19 protein-coding genes are annotated in these 20,516 nt (G+C 58.7%); 16 read left to right on the top strand and 3 right to left on the bottom strand.

Features of this window, described 5'->3' with window-relative positions; translation table 11 throughout:
• The first annotated feature begins 18 nt into the window (after positions 1-18).
• From tar to cheZ, 6 genes are read left to right on the top strand one after another with little or no spacing between them, the layout of a single operon-like run.
• The gene (gene tar / locus AFK67_RS12435; RefSeq protein ID WP_007719423.1) at positions 19-1,686 is read left to right on the top strand and encodes a methyl-accepting chemotaxis protein II; all 1,668 of its coding nucleotides are present in this window, start codon (positions 19-21) and stop codon (positions 1,684-1,686) included.
• 36 nt (positions 1,687-1,722) lie between these two features.
• Positions 1,723-2,079: a hypothetical protein gene (locus AFK67_RS12430; RefSeq protein WP_235047908.1), complete on the top strand. Its 357-nt coding sequence runs from the start codon at positions 1,723-1,725 to the stop codon at positions 2,077-2,079.
• Positions 2,080-2,098: 19 nt separating this feature from the next.
• Positions 2,099-2,965, top strand: a complete 867-nt coding sequence (cheR, locus tag AFK67_RS12425; protein WP_032967028.1) for a protein-glutamate O-methyltransferase CheR — start codon at positions 2,099-2,101, stop codon at positions 2,963-2,965.
• On the top strand, positions 2,962-4,011 hold the full coding sequence (locus tag AFK67_RS12420) for a protein-glutamate methylesterase/protein-glutamine glutaminase (protein ID WP_007719414.1): 1,050 nt from the start codon (positions 2,962-2,964) through the stop codon (positions 4,009-4,011). The genes cheR and AFK67_RS12420 overlap by 4 nt, the downstream gene beginning before the upstream one ends.
• Before the next feature lie 17 nt (positions 4,012-4,028).
• Complete coding sequence (cheY, locus tag AFK67_RS12415; RefSeq protein ID WP_007719411.1) at positions 4,029-4,418, top strand: chemotaxis response regulator CheY; 390 nt, start codon at positions 4,029-4,031, stop codon at positions 4,416-4,418.
• Between the two features lie 10 nt (positions 4,419-4,428).
• The gene (cheZ, locus tag AFK67_RS12410; protein ID WP_007719409.1) at positions 4,429-5,070 is read left to right on the top strand and encodes a protein phosphatase CheZ; all 642 of its coding nucleotides are present in this window, start codon (positions 4,429-4,431) and stop codon (positions 5,068-5,070) included.
• A gap of 30 nt (positions 5,071-5,100) precedes the next feature.
• Here cheZ and AFK67_RS12405 read toward each other — a convergent pair whose 3' ends face one another.
• The gene (locus tag AFK67_RS12405) at positions 5,101-5,895 is read right to left on the bottom strand and encodes a hypothetical protein (RefSeq protein WP_007719406.1); all 795 of its coding nucleotides are present in this window, start codon (positions 5,893-5,895) and stop codon (positions 5,101-5,103) included.
• 295 nt (positions 5,896-6,190) lie between these two features.
• Between AFK67_RS12405 and flhB the strand changes: the two genes are divergently transcribed.
• The 6 genes from flhB to AFK67_RS12375 all read left to right on the top strand — a co-directional run bounded on the left by flhB (position 6,191) and on the right by AFK67_RS12375 (position 14,029).
• On the top strand, positions 6,191-7,339 hold the full coding sequence (gene flhB, locus AFK67_RS12400; protein WP_032967026.1) for a flagellar biosynthesis protein FlhB: 1,149 nt from the start codon (positions 6,191-6,193) through the stop codon (positions 7,337-7,339).
• A complete protein-coding gene (flhA, locus tag AFK67_RS12395; RefSeq protein WP_007719400.1) occupies positions 7,332-9,410 on the top strand; it encodes a flagellar biosynthesis protein FlhA in 2,079 nt (692 codons plus the stop codon). Before flhB ends, flhA begins: the two co-directional genes overlap by 8 nt.
• Positions 9,410-9,808 carry a flagellar protein FlhE gene (flhE, locus tag AFK67_RS12390; RefSeq protein ID WP_007719397.1) on the top strand — a complete coding sequence of 133 codons (399 nt, stop codon included), beginning with the start codon at positions 9,410-9,412 and terminating at the stop codon, positions 9,806-9,808. The genes flhA and flhE overlap by 1 nt, the downstream gene beginning before the upstream one ends.
• A gap of 266 nt (positions 9,809-10,074) precedes the next feature.
• Positions 10,075-11,661 carry an MFS transporter gene (locus AFK67_RS12385; protein WP_032967024.1) on the top strand — a complete coding sequence of 529 codons (1,587 nt, stop codon included), beginning with the start codon at positions 10,075-10,077 and terminating at the stop codon, positions 11,659-11,661.
• Positions 11,661-12,800, top strand: coding sequence for a beta-galactosidase BglB (gene bglB / locus AFK67_RS12380; protein ID WP_007719391.1), 1,140 nt, complete (start codon positions 11,661-11,663; stop codon positions 12,798-12,800). The genes AFK67_RS12385 and bglB overlap by 1 nt, the downstream gene beginning before the upstream one ends.
• Positions 12,801-13,402: 602 nt before the next feature.
• On the top strand, positions 13,403-14,029 hold the full coding sequence (locus AFK67_RS12375; protein WP_007719384.1) for a helix-turn-helix domain-containing protein: 627 nt from the start codon (positions 13,403-13,405) through the stop codon (positions 14,027-14,029).
• A 56-nt stretch (positions 14,030-14,085) separates the two neighbouring features.
• Here the strand turns inward: AFK67_RS12375 and argS are convergent, their stop codons facing one another.
• Complete coding sequence (argS, locus tag AFK67_RS12370; protein WP_007719365.1) at positions 14,086-15,819, bottom strand: arginine--tRNA ligase; 1,734 nt, start codon at positions 15,817-15,819, stop codon at positions 14,086-14,088.
• Positions 15,820-16,005: 186 nt separating this feature from the next.
• Between argS and AFK67_RS12365 the strand changes: the two genes are divergently transcribed.
• The 3 genes from AFK67_RS12365 to AFK67_RS12355 all read left to right on the top strand — a co-directional run bounded on the left by AFK67_RS12365 (position 16,006) and on the right by AFK67_RS12355 (position 18,429).
• The gene (locus tag AFK67_RS12365; RefSeq protein ID WP_007719362.1) at positions 16,006-16,569 is read left to right on the top strand and encodes a VOC family protein; all 564 of its coding nucleotides are present in this window, start codon (positions 16,006-16,008) and stop codon (positions 16,567-16,569) included.
• A gap of 147 nt (positions 16,570-16,716) precedes the next feature.
• Positions 16,717-17,259, top strand: coding sequence for an SRPBCC family protein (locus AFK67_RS12360; RefSeq protein ID WP_007719359.1), 543 nt, complete (start codon positions 16,717-16,719; stop codon positions 17,257-17,259).
• Positions 17,260-17,262: 3 nt separating this feature from the next.
• Positions 17,263-18,429, top strand: coding sequence for a zinc-dependent alcohol dehydrogenase (locus AFK67_RS12355; protein WP_007719356.1), 1,167 nt, complete (start codon positions 17,263-17,265; stop codon positions 18,427-18,429).
• On the opposite strand, the gene AFK67_RS12350 is transcribed toward AFK67_RS12355, so the two are convergent.
• A complete protein-coding gene (locus tag AFK67_RS12350) occupies positions 18,419-19,570 on the bottom strand; it encodes a MalY/PatB family protein (RefSeq protein ID WP_038883299.1) in 1,152 nt (383 codons plus the stop codon). The two genes, AFK67_RS12355 and AFK67_RS12350, sit on opposite strands and share 11 nt — an antisense overlap.
• 85 nt (positions 19,571-19,655) lie before the next feature.
• On the opposite strand from AFK67_RS12350, the gene cutC reads away from it, so the two are divergent.
• Positions 19,656-20,396 (top strand): copper homeostasis protein CutC, encoded by a 741-nt coding sequence (gene cutC, locus AFK67_RS12345; protein WP_007719352.1) that lies wholly within the window; start codon positions 19,656-19,658, stop codon positions 20,394-20,396.
• Positions 20,397-20,516 lie beyond the last annotated feature (120 nt).

Below are 20,516 nucleotides of genomic sequence, written 5' to 3'. Positions count from 1 at the left end.
CCAGAAGGAAGGTGTCGCATGTTGAATCGTATCCGCGTTGTCTCACTGCTGATGATGGTGCTGGTGGTCTTCGCACTGCTGCAATTCATTTCCGGTGGACTGTTTTTTTCGTCACTGAATAACAACCAGCAGAGTTTCGCTGCCTCGCACCAGTTACGTCTGCAACAGGCGCAGCTTAACCAGTCGTGGAATTTGTTGCTGCAAACCCGCATCAACTTAAGCCGCTCTGCGGCGCGCATGATGATGGACGCGAGCAACCAGCAGAGCAGCGCGAAAACCGACCTGCTTAATACCGCGAAAAAGGTGCTGGCTGAGGCGGACACGCACTTTAACGCTTTCAAAGGTGTGACGGTGGACGTGCCGGAAATCAACGCGGCGGCAGGTGACGTTGAAACCAGTTATCGCGATTACTACCAGGCGCTGAGCGAGCTGGTGCAGTACCTGGAAACCGGCAACATGGATGCTTACTTCGCACAGGCGACGCAGGGCAAACAGAACGCGCTGGAAAAAGCCGTGGTGCGTTATGACGACGTGAACGTGCGTCTGGCGCAAAAGGCGTGGGACGAAAGCCGCAGCGATTTCCGCCTGGCCCAGTGGCAGACCGCCATTTTGGCCGTACTGGTGGTGCTGGTGATTACGCTCGTGTGGTACGGCATTCGCCATGTTCTGCTGACGCCACTCGCGGGGGTTATCCAACATATCCGCGAGATCGCGGGCGGCAACCTGACCGAAACCATTACCGTGACCGGGCGCAACGAGATAACCGAGCTGTCGGCGAGCGTCCAGCACATGCAGCAGGCGCTGATCCAGACGGTCAGCAGCGTGCGTGAAGGCACCGATGCGATTTACAGCGGCACCAGCGAAATCGCGGCCGGCAACACCGATCTCTCTTCGCGTACCGAAGAGCAGGCGTCGGCGCTGGAGCAGACCGCCGCCAGCATGGAAGAGCTGACCGCGACCGTGAAGCAGAACGCGGAGAACGCCCGTCAGGCGTCGCAGCTGGCGCTGAGCGCGTCGGAAACCGCGCAGCGCGGCGGCAAAGTGGTCGATGGCGTGGTGAATACCATGCACGACATCGCCGCCAGCTCGAAAAAGATTTCAGACATTACCAGCGTGATTGATGGCATCGCCTTCCAGACCAACATTCTGGCGCTGAACGCCGCGGTGGAAGCCGCGCGGGCAGGGGAGCAGGGCCGCGGCTTCGCGGTCGTCGCGGGCGAGGTGCGTAACCTCGCGAGCCGCAGCGCCCAGGCGGCGAAAGAGATTAAAGCGCTGATTGAAGATTCCGTCTCCCGCGTCGATTCCGGCTCTGTGCTGGTGGAAAGCGCCGGTGAAACGATGCAGGAGATTGTCGGCGCCGTGACCCGCGTGACCGACATCATGGGCGAAATCGCCTCTGCCTCTGACGAGCAGAGCCGCGGTATCGACCAGGTGGCGCTGGCGGTCTCCGAGATGGACCGCGTCACGCAGCAGAACGCCTCGCTGGTACAGCAGTCCGCTGCCGCTGCCGGTGCGCTGGAAGATCAGGCAAGCCGTCTGTCGCAGGCGGTCGCCGCCTTCCGCCTCGCGGCGACACGCGCCAGCGCGCGTCCGACGCCTGTCGCGGCGCGCGCCGAGCCGGTCGGGACAACGTTTGCGGCGGGCAAACCGGTCGCCGCCGGGCAGGATAACTGGGAAACGTTCTGACGAGATTCCGGCTTATGACCGGCTAAGGGAGCAAGGATGTTGCACAGAATCGTTATGCCGTCGGGATGGTTTTTTTTGATGGCGCTTTGCGCAAGCACATGGAGCGCGATGCAGGCTAACCGGACCGGTAACGTTGCAGAAGCGGGCGCACACATTTACACGACGTTGAAACGTCTGAGCGCGTGGACGGTAAAGACGAACCCGACGCGGGTAACGAAAGCCGCCGCCGCCGTCAGGACGCACATTCGCGCCCTGACGCGAAAGAATACGGTCAGCCGCGCCCACGATGGCGCGGCTGATGAAAAAAGAGATTCAGTCTTAAACCTTGAACACGACTCTTACGAGCGTAACAAGATGGCCGCACCACCGTGGGTGGTGCCAGGAACACCCTGACTGTGAAGAAGAAGGCGCTATGACATCATCCATGCCTGCTGGGCAAACGTCATTATTAGTACAGATGACACAGCGCCTCGCGCTGTCCGACACCCACTTCCGTCGGATATGTCAATTGATTTACCAGCGCGCTGGAATTGTGCTGGCCGAACATAAGCGGGATATGGTCTACAACCGTCTGGTTCGTCGTCTGCGCACGCTCGGCCTGGATGATTTCGGACGCTATCTCAGCATGCTGGAAGCGAACGCCAACAGCGCGGAGTGGCAGGCGTTTATCAACTCGCTGACTACGAACCTGACGGCGTTTTTCCGTGAAGCGCACCATTTTCCGGTGCTGGCGGAACATGCCCGCAAGCGCACCGGCGAGTACCGCATCTGGAGCGCCGCGGCGTCAACGGGCGAGGAGCCTTACTCCATCGCCATTACGCTCGCGGATACGCTTGGCACGGCGCCGGGCCGCTGGAAAGTCTACGGCACGGATATCGACACCGAAGTGCTGCAAAAGGCGCAGAGCGGCATCTACCGGCAGGAGGAGTTAAAAACCCTGTCGCCGCAGCAGATGCAACGCTATTTCATGCGCGGTACAGGCCCTCATCAGGGGCTGGTGCGCGTGCGTAACGAACTGGCGAACCAGATTGAGTTCGCCTCGCTGAACCTGCTTGATAAGCAGTACAACGTACCGGGGCCATTTGACGCGATTTTCTGCCGCAACGTGATGATTTATTTCGATAAAGAAACACAGCAGGAGATCCTCAAACGCTTTGTTCCGCTGCTGAAGCCGGGCGGTCTGCTGTTTGCGGGCCACTCAGAAAACTTCAGTAACCTCAGCCGGGAATTCTCGCTGCGCGGTCAGACGGTGTACGCCCTGAGTAAGGAAAAAGAATGAGTAAAATCAGAGTGTTGTCAGTAGATGATTCGGCGCTGATGCGTCAGATCATGACCGAAATTATCAACAGCCACAGCGATATGGAGATGGTGGCGACGGCGCCGGACCCCCTGGTTGCCCGCGATCTGATTAAGCAGTTCAATCCGGATGTATTAACGCTGGATGTCGAGATGCCGCGTATGGATGGCCTCGATTTCCTGGAAAAACTGATGCGCCTGCGCCCGATGCCAGTGGTGATGGTTTCATCGCTGACGGGTAAAGGCTCGGAAGTGACCCTGCGCGCGCTGGAGCTCGGCGCCGTGGATTTCGTCACCAAGCCGCAGCTCGGTATTCGCGAAGGCATGCTGGCCTACAGCGAGCTGATTGCCGATAAAGTGCGTACCGCCTCGCGCGCGCGGATCTCCGCCCGTCTGCCGGATGTGGTGCCGAAGACGCTGAAAGCGGGCCCGCTGCTGAGCTCGGAAAAACTGATTGCCATCGGCGCCTCCACCGGCGGCACCGAAGCGATTCGCCATGTGCTCCAGCCGCTGCCGCTTTCAAGCCCGGCGGTGTTGATTACCCAGCACATGCCGCCTGGATTTACCCGTTCATTCGCCGAGCGTCTGAACAAGCTGTGCCAGATTAGCGTGAAAGAAGCCGAAGACGGCGAACGCGTGCTGCCGGGCCATGCTTATATCGCCCCGGGCGATAAGCATATGGAGCTCGCACGCAGCGGCGCGAACTATCAGATTAAGATCCACGACGGACCGCCGGTGAACCGGCACCGTCCGGCCGTGGATGTGTTGTTTCACTCCGTCGCCAAACATGCGGGGCGCAACGCGGTGGGCGTGATCCTCACCGGGATGGGCAACGATGGCGCGGTGGGAATGCTGGCGATGCACCAGGCGGGCGCCTGGACCATTGCCCAAAACGAAGCGAGTTGTGTGGTGTTCGGCATGCCGCGTGAGGCCATCAACATGGGTGGCGTCAGCGAAGTCGTCGATCTAAGCCAGGTCAGCCAGCAGATGCTGGCGAAAATCAGTGCCGGACAGGCAATACGTATTTAACGAGGAGTACAGTTTTTATGGCGGATAAAGATCTTAAGTTTCTGGTCGTGGATGACTTCTCCACCATGCGCCGCATTGTACGTAACCTGCTCAAAGAGCTGGGTTTTAACAACGTAGAAGAAGCGGAAGATGGTGTGGATGCTCTCAACAAACTCCAGACTGGCGGTTTCGGTTTTGTTATTTCCGACTGGAACATGCCTAACATGGACGGCCTTGAGCTGCTCAAAACCATCCGCGCCGACGGCGCAATGGCCGCTATGCCGGTGCTGATGGTGACGGCGGAAGCCAAGAAAGAGAACATCATCGCGGCAGCGCAGGCAGGCGCCAGCGGCTACGTGGTGAAACCGTTCACGGCGGCGACGCTTGAAGAAAAACTGAGCAAGATTTTCGAAAAACTCGGCATGTGAGGACAGGCAGATGACGGCATCGATAAAACCGACTGACGAGCATTCGACTGGCGACATTATTGTCCGTATCGGCAGTCTTACCCGCATGCTGCGCGACAGCCTGCGTGAGCTGGGGCTCGATCAGGCGATTGCAGAAGCGGCGGAAGCAATCCCGGACGCGCGCGACCGTCTGGACTATGTGGTACAGATGACAGCGCAGGCCGCCGAACGCGCCCTGAACTGCGTCGAGGCTTCACAGCCTCACCAGAACAAGATGGAAAACGACGCGAAAGCGCTGAGCGGCCGCTGGGACGAGTGGTTTGCGAACCCCATCGAACTGAGCGACGCGCGTGAGCTGGTGACCGACACCCGCCAGTATCTGGCAGAAGTCCCGGATCACACCAGCTTCACCAACGCCCAGCTTCTGGAAATCATGATGGCACAGGATTTCCAGGATCTGACCGGTCAGGTGATTAAGCGCATGATGGATGTTATCCAGGAGATTGAGCGCCAGCTTCTGATGGTGCTGCTGGAGAACATGCCGGAGCCGAACGCGCGCGCCAAGCGCCCGAACGACAGCCTGCTCAATGGCCCGCAGCTGGACGCCACCGCCGCAGGCGTCGTGGCAAGCCAGGATCAGGTCGACGACCTGCTCGACAGCCTCGGGTTCTGAGTCAAAACCGCCGCCTGACAGGCGGCGGTTTTATTTTATGGGCAGAGTGAGCGTCAGCTGCTGTTGCGGCATCTGGAAATCAAGCGTGAGATCGGCGTGCGCCTCAAAAGCCGCCAGCCGCTGACGCAGCTTTTCGAGCCGCAGTCCGTTAAGGGCAAGGCGTGCGTAATGGGCGTATTCATAGCGCAGCAGCATGTCATCGTGGTAATGCGCCAGCTGTTCTTGCAGATAAGCGCCCAAACGCGGGCCGATTTTCCCTACCTGCTTGCCATAAATAGTGCGCAAAATCTTCACCAGTGCGCCAGTTGCATTCGGCGTATGGCCCAGCACCAGTTCAAGGCGCCGCTGCTGTAACTCATCCAGATAGTTTTCCGGGCTGCTCAGCGTGCGGTTATGTAATCCGTACAGCACGGCATCCCAGGACATTAACGTGGTTTTTAGCAAGCTCTGCTCGCTCTCAAGCGGGATGAGGTTCTCACGAAACGCCCAGGTATCCGCAAGGCACCAGATATCAAAATCGATATTCTGATAGCGAAAGCGCACGCCGCCATATTTATTCAGGCAGTAATCATTAATCGCCAGACGCTGTAAATCTGCGAGCAGGGCGTCACGGGTTGTGTTAATAACGACATCGATGTCAGAGGTGAAGCCTTTTGTCCCGTAAAGCCCAATATCGCGGATCATGCCGCCAAAAATCCAGGCGTGCGAATGCGCCGCGAGACGCATAATCATCTCTCTCGCGGCAATGCGCTCGTCGCAGGATTTAAAATAGGCTTCAATGCGACGCTTAAGCAGGTCGTGCCTGTAAGCGATATTGGTATTCATAGAGCGATTTGAACACATCCTGACTCAGCTTTTCCCACTGCATATCCATAAAAACCTCTTTTCCTGTGTGTGTTCGGTTACGCTACCAGAGCAGGTCAAGTGAGGCTAAGCCTTTCAGGGATATATCTTTATTCCACGAGGCGGCACGCAAAAGCGCTGCAACGTTTACCTTCACGACAGCCAATGAATTCCACTTAACGGCAGAAACCCCATCATTTCTTAGCGCTAATTCGGCTATTAGCGCGGGCGCCCTTTGGCATGATAGGCACAGGCAACGTGTAGTGAGAATCGAATCGTGTCAGACGATAGCGACGACAAAACAGAAGCCCCCACACCCCACCGACTAGAAAAAGCGCGTGAGGAAGGGCAAATCCCCCGATCGCGAGAGTTGACCTCCATGCTGATGCTGCTGGTCGGCGTCGCGGTGTTGTGGGTTGGCGGATCGCTCCTGGCGCGCCAGCTGGCGGCGATGCTCGCGCACGGTCTGCATTTCGATCACAGCATTATTAACGACCCTAAGCTCGTCGTCGGCCAGATTAGCTTTCTGATTAAGCAGTCGCTGATGGCGCTGGTGCCGCTGATTATGGGCCTGGTGATTGTCGCGATGTTCGCGCCAATGCTGCTCGGCGGCCTGCTGTTCAATACCAAAGCCGTGGCGTTTAAGTTCAACAAGCTGAACCCGCTGCCCGGCATCAAACGTATTTTTTCATCGCAATCGCTGGCGGAATTGCTGAAAGCGATAATGAAATCAGCGCTGGTTGGCGTCGTGGCCGGGTGTTTCCTCTGGTACAACTGGCCGGACATGATGCGCCTTATCAGCGAATCGCCTGTCGCGGCCATGCGCGACTCTATGAATCTGGTGGCGCTGTGCTGCGTGCTGATTGTCATGGGCCTGGTGCCGATGGTCGGCTTCGACGTGTTCTGGCAGATAGTCAGCCACACCAAAAAATTACGCATGTCGCGCCAGGATATTCGCGACGAATTTAAGAACCAGGAAGGCGACCCGCACGTGAAAGGGCGCATTCGTCAGCAGCAGCGCGAAGCGGCCCGTCGTCGCATGATGGCGGACGTGCCGAAAGCCGACGTTATCGTCAACAACCCGACCCACTATTCGGTGGCGTTGCAGTATGACGAGAACAAGATGAACGCCCCGAAAGTGGTGGCCAAAGGCGCAGGGCTGGTCGCGCTGCGTATACGTGAAATCGGCAATGAACATCGCATTCCGATGCTGGAAGCGCCGCCGCTGGCGCGTGCGTTATACCGGCATGCGGAAATTGGTCAGCAGATCCCAGGGCAGCTTTATGCCGCCGTGGCGGAAGTACTGGCATGGGTATGGCAACTCAAGCGCTGGCGTCTCGCTGGCGGTTTGATTCCGAAGAAACCTGAAAACCTTCCGGTGCCTGAGGCGCTGGATTTTATGAACGAGAAGGACACTGATGGCTAATCTGGTGGCAATGCTGCGCCTGCCTGGCAATTTGAAATCGACCCAATGGCAGATCCTCGCCGGGCCGGTTATCATCCTGATGATCCTGTCGATGATGGTTCTGCCATTGCCGGCTTTCATCCTGGATTTGCTATTCACCTTTAACATCGCGCTTTCCATCATGGTGCTGCTGGTGGCGATGTTCACCCAGCGCACGCTGGAGTTCGCGGCGTTCCCGACCATTCTGCTGTTTACCACGCTGTTGCGCCTGGCGCTGAACATCGCGTCCACGCGTATCATTCTGATGGACGGGCACACTGGCGCGGCGGCGGCGGGTAAAGTGGTGGAAGCGTTCGGCCACTTCCTGGTGGGCGGCAACTTCGCCATCGGTATCGTGGTGTTCATCATCCTCGTTATCATCAACTTCATGGTTATCACCAAAGGTGCCGGGCGTATCGCGGAAGTCGGCGCGCGCTTTGTGCTCGACGGGATGCCAGGCAAACAGATGGCTATCGACGCCGACCTCAACGCCGGGCTTATCGGCGAAGAAGAGGCGAAAAAACGCCGTACCGAAGTCACCCAGGAAGCGGACTTTTACGGTTCGATGGACGGTGCGAGTAAGTTCGTGCGTGGTGACGCCGTCGCCGGTCTGCTTATCATGGCGATCAACATTATCGGCGGTCTGCTGGTGGGTGTTGTGCAGCATGGCATGCCGGTAGGGCACGCGGCGGAGAGCTATACGCTGCTGACCATCGGTGACGGTCTGGTTGCCCAGATCCCGGCGCTGGTGATTTCGACCGCGGCGGGCGTTATCGTGACCCGCGTCGCCACCGATCAGGACGTTGGCGAGCAGATGGTCGGCCAGCTGTTCAACAACCCGCGCGTGATGGTGCTGAGCGCCGCCGTTCTCGGCCTGCTCGGCATGGTGCCGGGGATGCCTAACTTTGTGTTCCTGCTGTTTACCGCCGCGCTGCTGGGCCTCGCCTGGTGGATGCGTGGCCGCGAGCAACAGGCGCCTGCCGCGCCTGCGCCGGTCGTTCAGCCGGATAATCCGCAGGCGGTGGAAGCGACCTGGAACGACGTTCAGCTTGAAGATTCGCTGGGGATGGAAGTGGGCTACCGCCTGATCCCGATGGTGGATATGCAACAGGACGGCGAACTGCTGGGCCGTATCCGCAGTATCCGTAAGAAATTCGCGCAGGATCTTGGCTTCCTGCCGCCGGTGGTGCATATCCGCGACAATATGGATCTGCCGCCGGCCCGCTATCGCATTCTGATGAAGGGCGTGGAGATCGGCAGCGGTGAGGCCTATCCGGGCCGCTGGCTGGCGATTAACCCCGGTACCGCCGCAGGCTCTCTGCCGGGCGAGCCGACTATCGATCCGGCGTTCGGTCTGGCCGCTATCTGGATTGAAAGCGCGCTGAAAGAGCAGGCGCAAATTCAGGGCTTTACGGTGGTTGAAGCGAGCACCGTGGTCGCGACCCATCTTAACCACCTGATTGCGCAATATTCCGCCGAACTGTTTGGTCGTCAGGAGGCGCAGCAGCTGCTTGATCGCGTCAGCAAAGAGCTGCCGAAACTGACTGAAGATCTGGTGCCGGGCGTCGTGACGCTCACCACGCTGCATAAAGTGCTGCAAAACCTGCTCTCTGAGAAAGTGCCTATTCGCGATATGCGTACCATTCTGGAGACGCTGGCGGAACATGCGCCTATTCAGAGCGACCCGCACGAGCTCACCTCGGTGGTGCGCGTGGCGCTGGGGCGCGCTATTACCCAGCAGTGGTTCCCGGGTAATGATGAAGTGCAGGTTATTGGGCTTGATACCGCGCTGGAGCGTCTGCTGCTGCAGGCCCTGCAGGGCGGCGGCGGTCTGGAGCCGGGTCTTGCCGACCGTCTTCTTGAGCAGGCGCAGGAGGCGCTGTCGCGTCAGGAGATGCTGGGCGCGCCGCCGGTGCTGCTGGTTAACCATGCGCTGCGTCCGCTGCTGGCGCGCTTCCTGCGCCGCAATCTGCCGCAGCTGGTGGTGCTTTCGAACCTTGAGCTGTCTGACAACCGCAACATCCGTATGACGTCGAGCATCGGAGGTAAATAATGCGCGCGTTCTGGCTGACAACGCTGCTGATGGCTTCTTCTCTGGCGAACGCCGCCGGAGAGGGCGCCTGGCAGGCAAGCGCGATGGGCCCGGTAATAAGCCAGCGCGGAATGGCGGCTTCGTCGCCGGTGCTGGCCGCCGATCCTTCGGCCTGGGGCGTGATGACGGTGGTGTCGTGGCGCTATGAGCTGATTGGCCCGACGCCCGCTGGCATGGTGGCGCGTCTGTGCTCGCAAACCCGCTGCGTGCAGGTGGATGACGAGGCTGGCACCACGCGCGCGTTTACTAATGTGGCGGCAACCGAGCCGCTGCATTTTATCTTTGAAGTCCCCGGCGGCGGCAGGCTGTTCCCGGCACTCCAGGTGCGCAGCAGCCAGGTCATCGTTAACTACCGCTAATCCCGTTCCTCACGCGCAAAGCGCGTTACCTTCCTCAGCCGCCGCGTTTTTGGCGGCTGGCTCGCAATTCTGAACTCTCGCTTTGAACCCATCGAAACGCTGTTTTATAAATCAGTGAGGTTGGTGGCAGCGCTCTTTGTATTTTTGCCAGGTTCCCGTTGCAGGTGGCAGAAAAAGAAAGGTTTCCCACCCGCCATACTTTTACTTTAGCCGTGATAGCTCCCGCACGACCGGGGCTCCCAATAAAAACACACAGGGTGACGGCGATGAAAACGCGTAAACCAGGACTGGCAAATTACCTTGCCTATGGGTCAGGAGACTTCCTCGGCGCAGGAACAACCGCCCTGACGGCAGCATGGCTTCTGTATTTCTACACGACCTTCTGCGGCTTAAGCCCGATTGAGGCGACGTTTATCTTCGCGACGGCGAGGGTCGCCGACGCCGTGGTCAGCCCGCTGATGGGCTTTCTGACCGATAACTTCGGCACCACCTGGTTTGGCCGCCGGTTCGGGCGCCGTAAGTTCTTTATTTTGCTCGGCATCCCCTGCGTTTTTAGTTACTCGCTGATGTGGGTCGGGGAGATGGGGTTCTGGTATTACCTGCTCACCTATCTGCTGTTCGACGTGGTCTACACCATGATCCTTGTGCCTTACGAAACGCTGGTGCCGGAAATGACCGACGATTTTAAAGAGAAAACCAAATTCTCCGGCGCGCGTATCTCAATGGCGCAGATGTCCGCCATTCTGGCGTCGTTCCTGCCAGGCGTCCTGCTGTCGCACTTTGGCAAAGATAACGCGGTGTCGTTTTTCTATGCGAGCCTGGTGTTCTCGGTGCTGTGCGCCATCATGCTGACGCTGGTGTGGATTTTCACCTGGGAGCGCCCGCGTGAGGCCTGGTCGCAAGCGGCGCTGCAGGCCGAAGAAGAGAAAAAACACCTGACGCTCGGCCAGAGCCTGCGCCGCCTGTTCGTCGAACTCTCCTCCACGCTGCGCATTAAGATTTTCCGCCAGCATCTTGGCATGTACCTCGGCGGCTATATCGCCCAGGACGTGTTCAACGCCGTATTTACCTACTACGTGGTGTTTGTGCTGATGCAGGAGGCGTCGGTCGCCTCGAACCTGCTCGGCACCATGGCGATTTTCCAGTTTATCGCCGTCATTGCGATGATCCCGCTGTGTATTCGCTTCGGACCCGCACCGTCCTATCGCATGGTGGTTATGCTGTTTGGCCTGAGCTCACTCTCTTACGCGCTGCTCTATTACACCGGCATGAGCGATATCTACGCGCTGCTGCTGCTGGTCTCCGCCCTGGCGGGCCTCGGTCGCGGCGGCATTAACTATGTGCCGTGGAACACCTATACCTACATCGCGGATGTTGATGAAGTGGTCACCGGCCAGCGCCGCGAGGGGATTTTCGCCGGCATTATGACGTTGACCCGTAAAGCCTCGCAGGCGGGCGCGGTGATGCTGGTGGGGATTGTGATGCAGATGTCCGGCTTTGTTTCTGGCCAGAGCACGCAGGCGCCCGCGGTGAGCCATACCATCCTGACTATCCTGAGCGTGGGCACCCTTCTTGTGCTTGCCTGCGGCTTCCTGGTTTCGCTGCGCTTTAAGCTGAACCTCAAAACCCACAGCATCCTGCGCGAAGAGACCGCCAGAATGCGCGCCAGCGGCCGCGTCATGCCGGAGAGCATCAGCCCGGCGAACCGTGCGACCGTCGAGATGCTGGCCGGGATGCCCTATGAAAATCTGTGGGGTAACAACAACATCGGTTTCCTGAATCGTAACAAGCCGGCCGCGCCGGCGCTCAAAGAGACAACGCCTGAATTTGATACCACACAGAGGTTAAGCTAATGACTATCTGGCCTGTAAAACACAGCCCGCTGCTGCGTCAGCCCGAACGTTTCATTGCCCGCGACGAACTGAAGGCGATTATCCATAACATTACCGACAACCTTATCAATATTCAGGATGAGACCGGCCAGTTCCTGCTGCGCCTGGATGACGGACGCGTGATTGACACCAAAGGCTGGGCGGGCTGGGAGTGGACGCACGGCGTGGGGCTCTACGGTATCTATCACTATTACCGCCAGACCGGCGACGCGCGGATGCGCGCCATCATCGACGACTGGTTTACCGCGCGCTTTGCCGAAGGCGCGACCACCAAAAATGTCAACACGATGGCGCCGTTTCTGACGCTCGCTTACCGCTACGAAGAAACGGGCGACACCCGGCTGCTGCCGTGGCTTGAGAGCTGGGCGGAGTGGGCGATGTATGACATGCCGCGCACCGACGACGGCGGTATGCAGCACATCACCCTTGCCGAAGAGAATCACCAGCAGATGTGGGACGACACGCTGATGATGACCGTGCTGCCGCTTGCGAAAATCGGCAAGCTGCTGAACAAACCGGCGTACGTCGACGAGGCCGTGTATCAGTTCCTACTGCATGTGCAGAACCTGATGGACCGGGAAACCGGCCTGTGGTTCCACGGCTGGAATTACGACGGCAACCATAATTTCGCCAAAGCCCGCTGGGCGCGCGGCAACAGCTGGCTGACTATCGTTATCCCGGATTTTCTGGAGTTAATGGACTGGCCGGAAAACCACGCGGTGCGCCGTTATCTGATTCAGGTGCTGGAGCGCCAGGCGGCGGCGCTCGCCAGATGCCAGGACGACAGCGGCTTGTGGCATACGCTGCTGGACCACCCGGACTCCTATCTCGAAGCCTCCGCCACGGCCGGTTTCGCGTATGGCCTGCTAAAAGCGGTACGCAAGCGTTATATCGGCAAGGACTATGCCGCGGTCGCAGAGAAAGCCATTAAAGGCGTGGTGGCGAACGTCTCGCCGCAGGGCGAACTGCTGCAGGTCTCCTTCGGCACCGGCATGGGAAGCGACCTGGCGTTTTATCGTCAGATCCCGTTAACCTCGATGCCCTACGGCCAGGCGATGGCGATTCTCTGCCTGACGGAATATTTGCGCACTTTCCTCTAATCATGCCTGCCGCCGCGCAATCCCGACGCGCGGCGGCCATTCAACCGGGCGTTTGCGGTTTTATTCAGCGCCGCGTCAGACGCCCGGTTTACCGCATTACCAGTAAGAGTTTTAAATCATCAGTATTAGCTTATTCAGACAGAAATTTTCTCTTTATGGCTTTGATGATATTAATAATGCGCTTACTCGGCCAATAATATATTTTCAATATTAAATTTCTCCAAAAAAGTAATTGATTTTGACTTGTTTTTTCGTTGTCAGACTTTAAGATGCGAGCCGCACTGCCATTATTGTTGATTCGTTTTAGCTGAGACAATAATCCGGTAATCCCTGCAATTTCGCTGCTATGACGCCTGTGATTCTTTGCGTTGCGCTAAGAATATTATTTCCAGATGCTGCTCATGGATGCCTGTCGCTCGGTGACTTTTTGCCGCGTTAATGTCTGTCATGACATTAGCCTAATAAAAGCGCACTGTTTTTCGTCTGGCTACGCGATTGCATAACTTGGTAACGCATTCGCATATCGGGCTGACTTAAGGTATGTCGGCGATATGGCCGCGCCGGTCTGCGAAGCCGCTAATCCTGATGGATCATATAAATAAATGAACCACTATCCTTTACCTCAACGGCCGGAGGCCCAGATAAGGGCGCTGATTAATGCCTTACAGGGTCATGGCACGATTAAAGAATATCCTCGCGGTTCATGCCTGACGCAGAATGAAGAGTATATCAATATCCTGTTGTCAGGCAGTCTGGCGCTGACGCGGGATTGGGATAACCTTATTTTCTTTGAAACCCACCGAGCCACTATTATCGGTATTTCTCTTGAGCCGCATAACGTCCGTTTTGAGCGCTTTCGGTTAATAATAAGAGAAGACAGTCTGGTTAAAAGAATTAACCGGGCAGAGTTTTTTAAGATTATTGAAGAGCAAATGCTCTGGGAAGAACTCTCCCACGTTATCTCATTTTATTATCATGTACTGCTATGGAAAAATTACCATTTTTTCGCGGCGGATTCCTATATGCTGGTGCGCAAATCGTTAATCACCCTGGGTGAATTACCACCGGAAACGCGCCTGAAGATCAATGCCAGCCAGTACATTACCAGCACCACCAATTTATCCAAAAGCTACGTGATGAAAGTGATTCAGGAGTTGCGCAAAGGCGGTTATATCGAAATTCAGCGCGGCCGCCTGTTTTCCATCGGCAAGCTGCCGCAAAAATATTGAGCAGGCGCCAGTAAAAAGGCCCGTCTCTGACGGGCCTTTTTGCGTGCAGGCACAGATTACATGCGCTCGACGGTTTCGATGCCGAGCGTCTCCAGCCCAAGCTTCAGCGTTCTCGCGGTCAGCAGCGCCAGTTTCAGGCGGCTCTGGCGCAGCGCGTCGGTTTCCGCGCTCAGGATAGGGCAGTGCTCGTAGAAGCCGGAGAACAGACCCGCCAGATCGTAGAGATACGCGCACATCACATGCGGCGTACCGTCGCGGGCTACCACGCTCAGGGTTTCTTCAAACTGCAACAGACGCGCGGCGAGCTGCGCTTCGCGATCGTCCTGAATCACCACCGGCGCAGTCAGTTCGCTCTCCGCCACGCCCGCTTTGCGGAACACCGACAGCACGCGGGTATAGGCATACTGCATATACGGCGCGGTATTGCCTTCGAAGGCCAGCATGTTATCCCAGTCGAAAATGTAATCGGTGGTGCGGCTTTTGGAGAGATCGGCGTATTTCACTGCGCCGATACCCACGGCGTTCGCCAGTTTTTCGAGCTCGTCGGCAGGCATATCCGGGTTTTTCTCCGCCACCAGACGACGGGCGCGCTCCAGCGCTTCGTCCAACAGTTCGGAAAGCTTGATGGTGCCGCCCGCGCGGGTTTTGAACGGTTTGCCGTCTTTGCCGAGCATCATGCCGAACATGTGGTGCTCCAGCGGCACCGATTCCGGCACGTAGCCTGCTTTACGCACGATAGTCCACGCCTGCATCAGGTGCTGGTGCTGACGGGAGTCGATGTAATAGAGCACGCGGTCGGCATGCAGGGTTTCGTAGCGGTATTTCGCACAGGCGATATCTGTCGTGGTGTAGAGGTAGCCGCCATCCTTTTTCTGGATGATGACGCCCATCGGCTCGCCTTCTTTATTTTTGTATTCGTCAAGGAACACCACGGTGGCGCCTTCGCTCTCCACCGCCAGGCCTTTGGCTTTCAGGTCGGCGACGATGCCGGGCAGCATCGGGTTATAGAGGCTTTCGCCCATCACGTCTTTGCGCGTCAGGGTCACGTTCAGGCGCTCATAGGTTATCTGGTTCTGCGCCATGGTGATGTCGACCAGCTTGCGCCACATCTCGCGGCAGTATTCGTCGCCGCCCTGCAGTTTCACCACGTAGCTGCGCGCGCGCGCCGCGAACGCTTCGTCTTCGTCGTAATGTTTTTTGGCTTCGCGATAGAACCCTTCGAGATCGGAGAGCGCCATTTCGCCGGCGTTTTCCTGCTGCTGTTTTTCAAGCCAGGCAATCAGCATGCCGAACTGGGTGCCCCAGTCGCCGACATGGTTGGCGCGGATAACGTTGTGACCGAGGAATTCCAGGGTGCGCACGGACGCATCGCCGATGATGGTGGAGCGAAGATGGCCCACGTGCATCTCTTTGGCGACGTTCGGGGCGGAGTAGTCCACCACGATAGTTTGCGGCGCGGCCATTTTTTCAACCCCTGCACGATCGCAGGTGACGGCCGCTTCGACGTGCTGCGCGAGAAACGCCGGGTCGAGGAAGATATTGATAAAGCCAGGACCGGCGATTTCCGTTTTCGCGGCGATCCCGGTGAGATCCAGATGCGCCATAGCCTGCTCGGCGAATTGTCGCGGCGGCATGCCCAGTTTTTTCGCGATAGCCATCACGCCGTTAGCCTGATAGTCGCCGAACTGCGCTCTGGCTGACTGACGAACCTGCGGTTCGCAATCCGCAGGCGCACCTGCGGCAATCAGTGCCTGACTGACTTTTTCTGAGAGAAGAGCCTGAATATTCACCGGGATACCTTACGTTAATAACGCTGCCTGTCGAAGGGCGGCAGCGTGCGGTCTTAAGAAAAAAGAGGGCAAAAGTATACTGCATTTAGGCGGCGGCGTCAGCACCGGCGGGCAGGGCGGCGCGCGCTGGAGCGGCGGCGCCAAACAGGGTAGATTAGCGCCTTTGTCACCGAATGAGAAAAACCGATGACCCACTGGCACACCGTGGACGCCCTCCAGGATATCCGCGCGGATCTGCCGCGCTTTGAGGCGGCGCTACAGACGCTCGCCGCGCGTCTTGCGCTCGACATTACCGGCCTGCACGCCGATCACATCTCCCTGCGCTGTCACCAGAACGCGACCGCCGAGCGCTGGCGCGCCGGGTTTGAGCAGTGCGGCTCGCTGCTTAGCGAAAACATCATTAATGGCCGCCCGATTTGTCTCTTCCGGCTGGACGACCCCGTCTGCGTCGGCCCGTGGCGCTTTACCATCGTCGAGCTACCGTGGCCTGGCGAGAAGCGCTACCCGCATGAAGGCTGGGAACATATTGAAATTGTGCTGCCCGGCGCGCCGGAAACGCTCAACCAGCGCGCGCTGGCGCTGCTCGGCGATGAGGGGCTGATGGCGCCGGATATCGCGGTGAAAACCAGTTCGCCTGCGGGTGAGCACGAACGCCTGCCGAACCCGACGCTCGCCGTGACCGACCGCATCGTGACTATCAAATTCCACCCGTATTCCCTCGAAGAGATCGTTGCAAGCGAACAGCAGTAATCGCGCGCGTTAACGTCCGGGGCCCGACTGGCGCAAAGTCTGGCCCCTTTTTTTGTCTATAGTATTCAGGGGATCCATTCCCGCATGACCCTGTAGAGAGCGTAAGGAGAGACCCGCCGCCTGTTTTCGACCCCATGGGAGAGACTCATGCAACACACCGTAAAACATACTGATTTGTGGATTAACCGTGATGAGCCGGGGCTGCGCCGCTCCCTGCTTATTCACCGCTCCGCCGAGGAGCTGTTTGATCTCTGGCGCGCCCCCTCAACCCTGCCGCGCATTATGGAACATTTCGCCCGTATCACTATTCTCAGCGATACCGCGTCCCACTGGGCGGTACGGATGCCGCTTGGCAAAAACATCGAATGGGACGCGTATATCGTCGATGAAGAGCGCGGCCACTACATCAGCTGGGCGTCGGAGAAAAAGGCCACCGTGCCGAACGCCGGCAGGCTCACTTTCCGCCATGTCTCTGAGGAGCGCGGCACCGAAGTGACGCTGGCGCTGCACTTCGACCCGCCGGGCGGTTTTCTTGGCGAATGGCTGTCGAAAAAAATCGATCTGGTGCCTGAGGCGATGCTGAGCCAGGCGCTGCGACGCTTTAAGAACCTCGCCGAAACCGGTGAAATCGCCACCAACACCCCGCAACCGGCGGGGCGTCACGGCGGCATGGACAAGGTGGAGGAATAAACGATGCGAGCACTTTGCTGGAATGGCGTGAACGATCTGCGGGTCGAGACCGTGAGCGACCCTGTCCTGGTTAATCCGCAGGATGTGATCCTGAAAGTGGGGCTCACCACCACCTGCGGCTCCGATCTTCACGTCATCGACGGCCTGATTCCGAGCATGGAAGAGGGCGATATTCTCGGCCACGAATTCATGGGCGAAGTGGTGGAAGTGGGCCCGGAGGTGAAAAACATCCGCCGCGGCGACCGCGTCGTGGTGCCGTCGTTTATCTCGTGCGGCGCCTGTTGGTACTGCAACCACGGCCTCACCTCCTGCTGCGATAACACCAACCCGAACGCGCATATGCAGGAGAAAATCCTCGGCTATCCCACCGCGGGCATTTACGCTTACAGCCACGCCTTCGGCGGCTATGCCGGTTCGCACGCCGAGTATGTGCGCGTGCCGTTCGCGGATAACGACTGTTTTGTGGTGCCGGAAAGCGTCTCTGACGAACAGGCGCTGTTTCTCTCGGACGCGGCGCCGACGGGCTACATGGGCGCGGATTTCTGTAATATCCACCCCGGCGACACGGTCGCGGTCTGGGGCTGCGGCGGCGTCGGGCTGATGGCCGCGCAAAGCGCGTACCTGATGGGCGCGGAAAAAGTGATCGCCATCGACCGCTTCCCGGAGCGCCTGGCGATGGCCCGCGATCTGGTGGGCGCCATCCCGCTCGATTACACCAAAGTAGATATCTACGAGGCGTTGCTTGAAATAACCAGCGGCCGCGGCCCGGACAGCTGCATCGACGCGGTCGGCATGGAGGCGCACGGCGAAGGGCTGGAATATGCTTATGACCGCACCAAACAGGCGCTCAAGATGCACACCGATATCGGCGCGGCGCTGCGTCAGGCGATCCGCGCCTGCCGGAAAGGCGGCACGCTCGCTATTCTCGGCGTCTACGGGATGATGGATAAATTCCCGCTCGGCGTGGCGATGAATAAAGGCTTAACCATTCGCACCGCCCAGCAGCACGGGCAAAGCTATATGAAACGCCTGCTGGATCACGCCTCGCGGGGGGAACTGCGTACCGATTTCCTCGCCACGCACCGCTTCTCGCTGGAAGACGCGCCGCGTGGCTATGAAATGTTTAAGAATAAAGAAGACGGCTGCGTGCGCGCGGTGTTTAAGCCCTGATGTACGCGGCCTCAACCGCGCGCGTCAGGCGCGCGATGGCCGTTTCCAGCGTGGCGGCCGTGCAGCCGAAGTTAATGCGCACGTACTGCGGGTCGCCAAAATCCGCACCAGGAGAGAAGCCGAGCCCCTGCTCTTTAAAGAAGCGCGTCGGGTTGTCCACGCCGAGCCCTGACGCGTCCACCCAGGCGAGATAGGTCGCCTCCGGCAGCAGCATATCGAGCCCCGGCAGCGCGCGTATCGCGTCATACAGGCGATCGCGATTGCGGCGCAGATAAATCAGTTGCTCCTCAAGCCACGGCTCGCCGCCGCGCCATGCCGCTTCGGCGGCCGTCAGCGCCAGTACGTCCACGTTCGGCACGATCCCGGCGCGCGTCTCACTAAAGCGCTGGCGAAGCCGGGCATCCGGGATGACCGCCACCGATGCGCCAAGCCCGGCGATGTTGAACGTCTTGGACGGCGACATCAGCGTGATGGAGCGCCGCGCGGCGTCTTCGCTGAGCGAGGCGAACGGAATATGACGCACGCCTGGCTCAAGGATGAGATCGCAGTGGATTTCATCGGAGCAGACAATCAGATCGCGCTCCTGCGCGAGTGCCAGCTGCGCCTCCAGCTCCTCGCGGCGGTAAGCCGTACCGCCAGGGTTTTGCGGGTTGCAGAGCATCAGCAGTTTTTCGCGCCCGGTAAGCTGCGCGCGCAGGCTGTCGATATCGAGCGCCAGGCGCTGCCCGCGCGTCTGTAGTGGCGCGTTAATCTGCGCGCGTCCGGCGAACGCGGCGGACTTGCGAAACGGCGGGTAAATCGGCGTCGGGGCGATGGTCGTCTCGTCAGGGGCGGTAAACGCGCGCACCGAGAGATTCAGCCCGGCGACAATCCCCGGTAAAAACACCAGCCACTGCGGATCCACGCGCCACCCGTAGCGTCGCTCGCACCAGTCGACAAACGCCTGCGCAAGCCCCTTTGGATGCGCGCCGTAGCCGAAAACGCCGTGCCCGACGCGCGCTATCAGCGCGTCGGTAATACAGGCGGGCGAGCGAAAATCGGTGTCGGCCACCCACATCGGCAATACCGATTCGTCATGAGTGTTCCACTTACTGCTGTCGCTGTGACGGCGGTTGATCTCTTCGTCGAAATTGAATGCCATGATAGGTTGTCCTGGTGCAAGCGTGTTTCCAGACTAGGTTGTTTAGCCGACGCTGACCACTACTTTAATTAACAGGGAGTTAACCATGCCGTTACTGGAAATTTGTTGTTACAGCCTGGCGTGCGCAGTGACCGCGCAGGAGGCGGGCGCAGACCGCATTGAGCTCTGCTCGGCGGTGAATGAAGGCGGTTTAACGCCGTCGGCGGGCGTGCTGAAGGGCGCGCGGGCGCAGATAACCCTCCCCGTTCATCCGATCGTGCGTCCGCGCGGCGGCGATTTTTGCTATCGCGCCGATGAGTTCGCGGCGATGCTCGACGACATCGCGTTTATCCGCGAGCTCGGCTTCGCGGGGCTGGTGACCGGCGTCTTAAATGAGGACGGCGAAGTGGATATCGCGCGGATGCGCAAAATAATGCGCGCCGCCGACGGCATGGCCGTCACCTTTCATCGCGCCTTCGATATGTGCGCCAGCCCCTTGAAAGCGCTGGAAGAATTAACCGATCTCGGCGTGGCGCGCATTCTCACTTCCGGGCAGCAGGCGACGGCGGAAAAAGGAATTTCATTAATTACGGAACTAAAACGACAGTCGCGTGCTCCAATCATTATGGCTGGTGCAGGGGTGCGGCTAAGTAACCTCGACCTGTTTCTGGCGCAGGGGATAGACGAGCTTCACAGCTCAGCGGGCATCCAGAGCGCGTCTCCCATGCGCTATCGCAACACCGGCGTCTCGATGTCATCGGGCGCCAGCGCCGACGAATATGCCCGTTACCAGGTGGATGGCAACGCGGTAGCCGCCATGAAGGCGGCGATGTTGTCAGCGCAATGATTTTTGCCCTCAGTTTTTACCGCACATCATGTCGCCCAATATGATGCTTGCTCGTACCAGGCCCCGGTCTTTTGCCGGGGCTTTTTTTATGCCCGACGGCAGCCCACTACCAAATCTGGT

This window comes from Cronobacter dublinensis subsp. dublinensis LMG 23823 (genome assembly GCF_001277235.1).
GTDB lineage: Bacteria > Pseudomonadota > Gammaproteobacteria > Enterobacterales > Enterobacteriaceae > Cronobacter > Cronobacter dublinensis.
The sequence above is the reverse complement of the archived record's forward strand: the minus strand, read 5'-3'. Positions and strand labels throughout refer to the sequence as shown.

Bases quoted from the DNA above. Each gene is read 5' to 3' on its own strand.
- AFK67_RS12365 (WP_007719362.1), top strand. From the start codon at position 16,006: ATGACCCACTGGCACACCGTGGACGCCCTCCAGGATATCCGCGCGGAT.
- AFK67_RS12360 (WP_007719359.1), top strand. From the start codon at position 16,717: ATGCAACACACCGTAAAACATACTGATTTGTGGATTAACCGTGATGAG.
- AFK67_RS12350 (WP_038883299.1), bottom strand. From the start codon at position 19,570: ATGGCATTCAATTTCGACGAAGAGATCAACCGCCGTCACAGCGACAGC.
- cheZ (WP_007719409.1), top strand. From the start codon at position 4,429: ATGACGGCATCGATAAAACCGACTGACGAGCATTCGACTGGCGACATT.
- AFK67_RS12420 (WP_007719414.1), top strand. From the start codon at position 2,962: ATGAGTAAAATCAGAGTGTTGTCAGTAGATGATTCGGCGCTGATGCGT.
- AFK67_RS12375 (WP_007719384.1), top strand. From the start codon at position 13,403: ATGAACCACTATCCTTTACCTCAACGGCCGGAGGCCCAGATAAGGGCG.
- bglB (WP_007719391.1), top strand. From the start codon at position 11,661: ATGACTATCTGGCCTGTAAAACACAGCCCGCTGCTGCGTCAGCCCGAA.
- tar (WP_007719423.1), top strand. From the start codon at position 19: ATGTTGAATCGTATCCGCGTTGTCTCACTGCTGATGATGGTGCTGGTG.
- flhA (WP_007719400.1), top strand. From the start codon at position 7,332: ATGGCTAATCTGGTGGCAATGCTGCGCCTGCCTGGCAATTTGAAATCG.
- flhE (WP_007719397.1), top strand. From the start codon at position 9,410: ATGCGCGCGTTCTGGCTGACAACGCTGCTGATGGCTTCTTCTCTGGCG.
- AFK67_RS12385 (WP_032967024.1), top strand. From the start codon at position 10,075: ATGAAAACGCGTAAACCAGGACTGGCAAATTACCTTGCCTATGGGTCA.
- cheY (WP_007719411.1), top strand. From the start codon at position 4,029: ATGGCGGATAAAGATCTTAAGTTTCTGGTCGTGGATGACTTCTCCACC.
- cutC (WP_007719352.1), top strand. From the start codon at position 19,656: ATGCCGTTACTGGAAATTTGTTGTTACAGCCTGGCGTGCGCAGTGACC.
- AFK67_RS12430 (WP_235047908.1), top strand. From the start codon at position 1,723: ATGTTGCACAGAATCGTTATGCCGTCGGGATGGTTTTTTTTGATGGCG.
- AFK67_RS12355 (WP_007719356.1), top strand. From the start codon at position 17,263: ATGCGAGCACTTTGCTGGAATGGCGTGAACGATCTGCGGGTCGAGACC.
- AFK67_RS12405 (WP_007719406.1), bottom strand. From the start codon at position 5,895: ATGAATACCAATATCGCTTACAGGCACGACCTGCTTAAGCGTCGCATT.
- cheR (WP_032967028.1), top strand. From the start codon at position 2,099: ATGACATCATCCATGCCTGCTGGGCAAACGTCATTATTAGTACAGATG.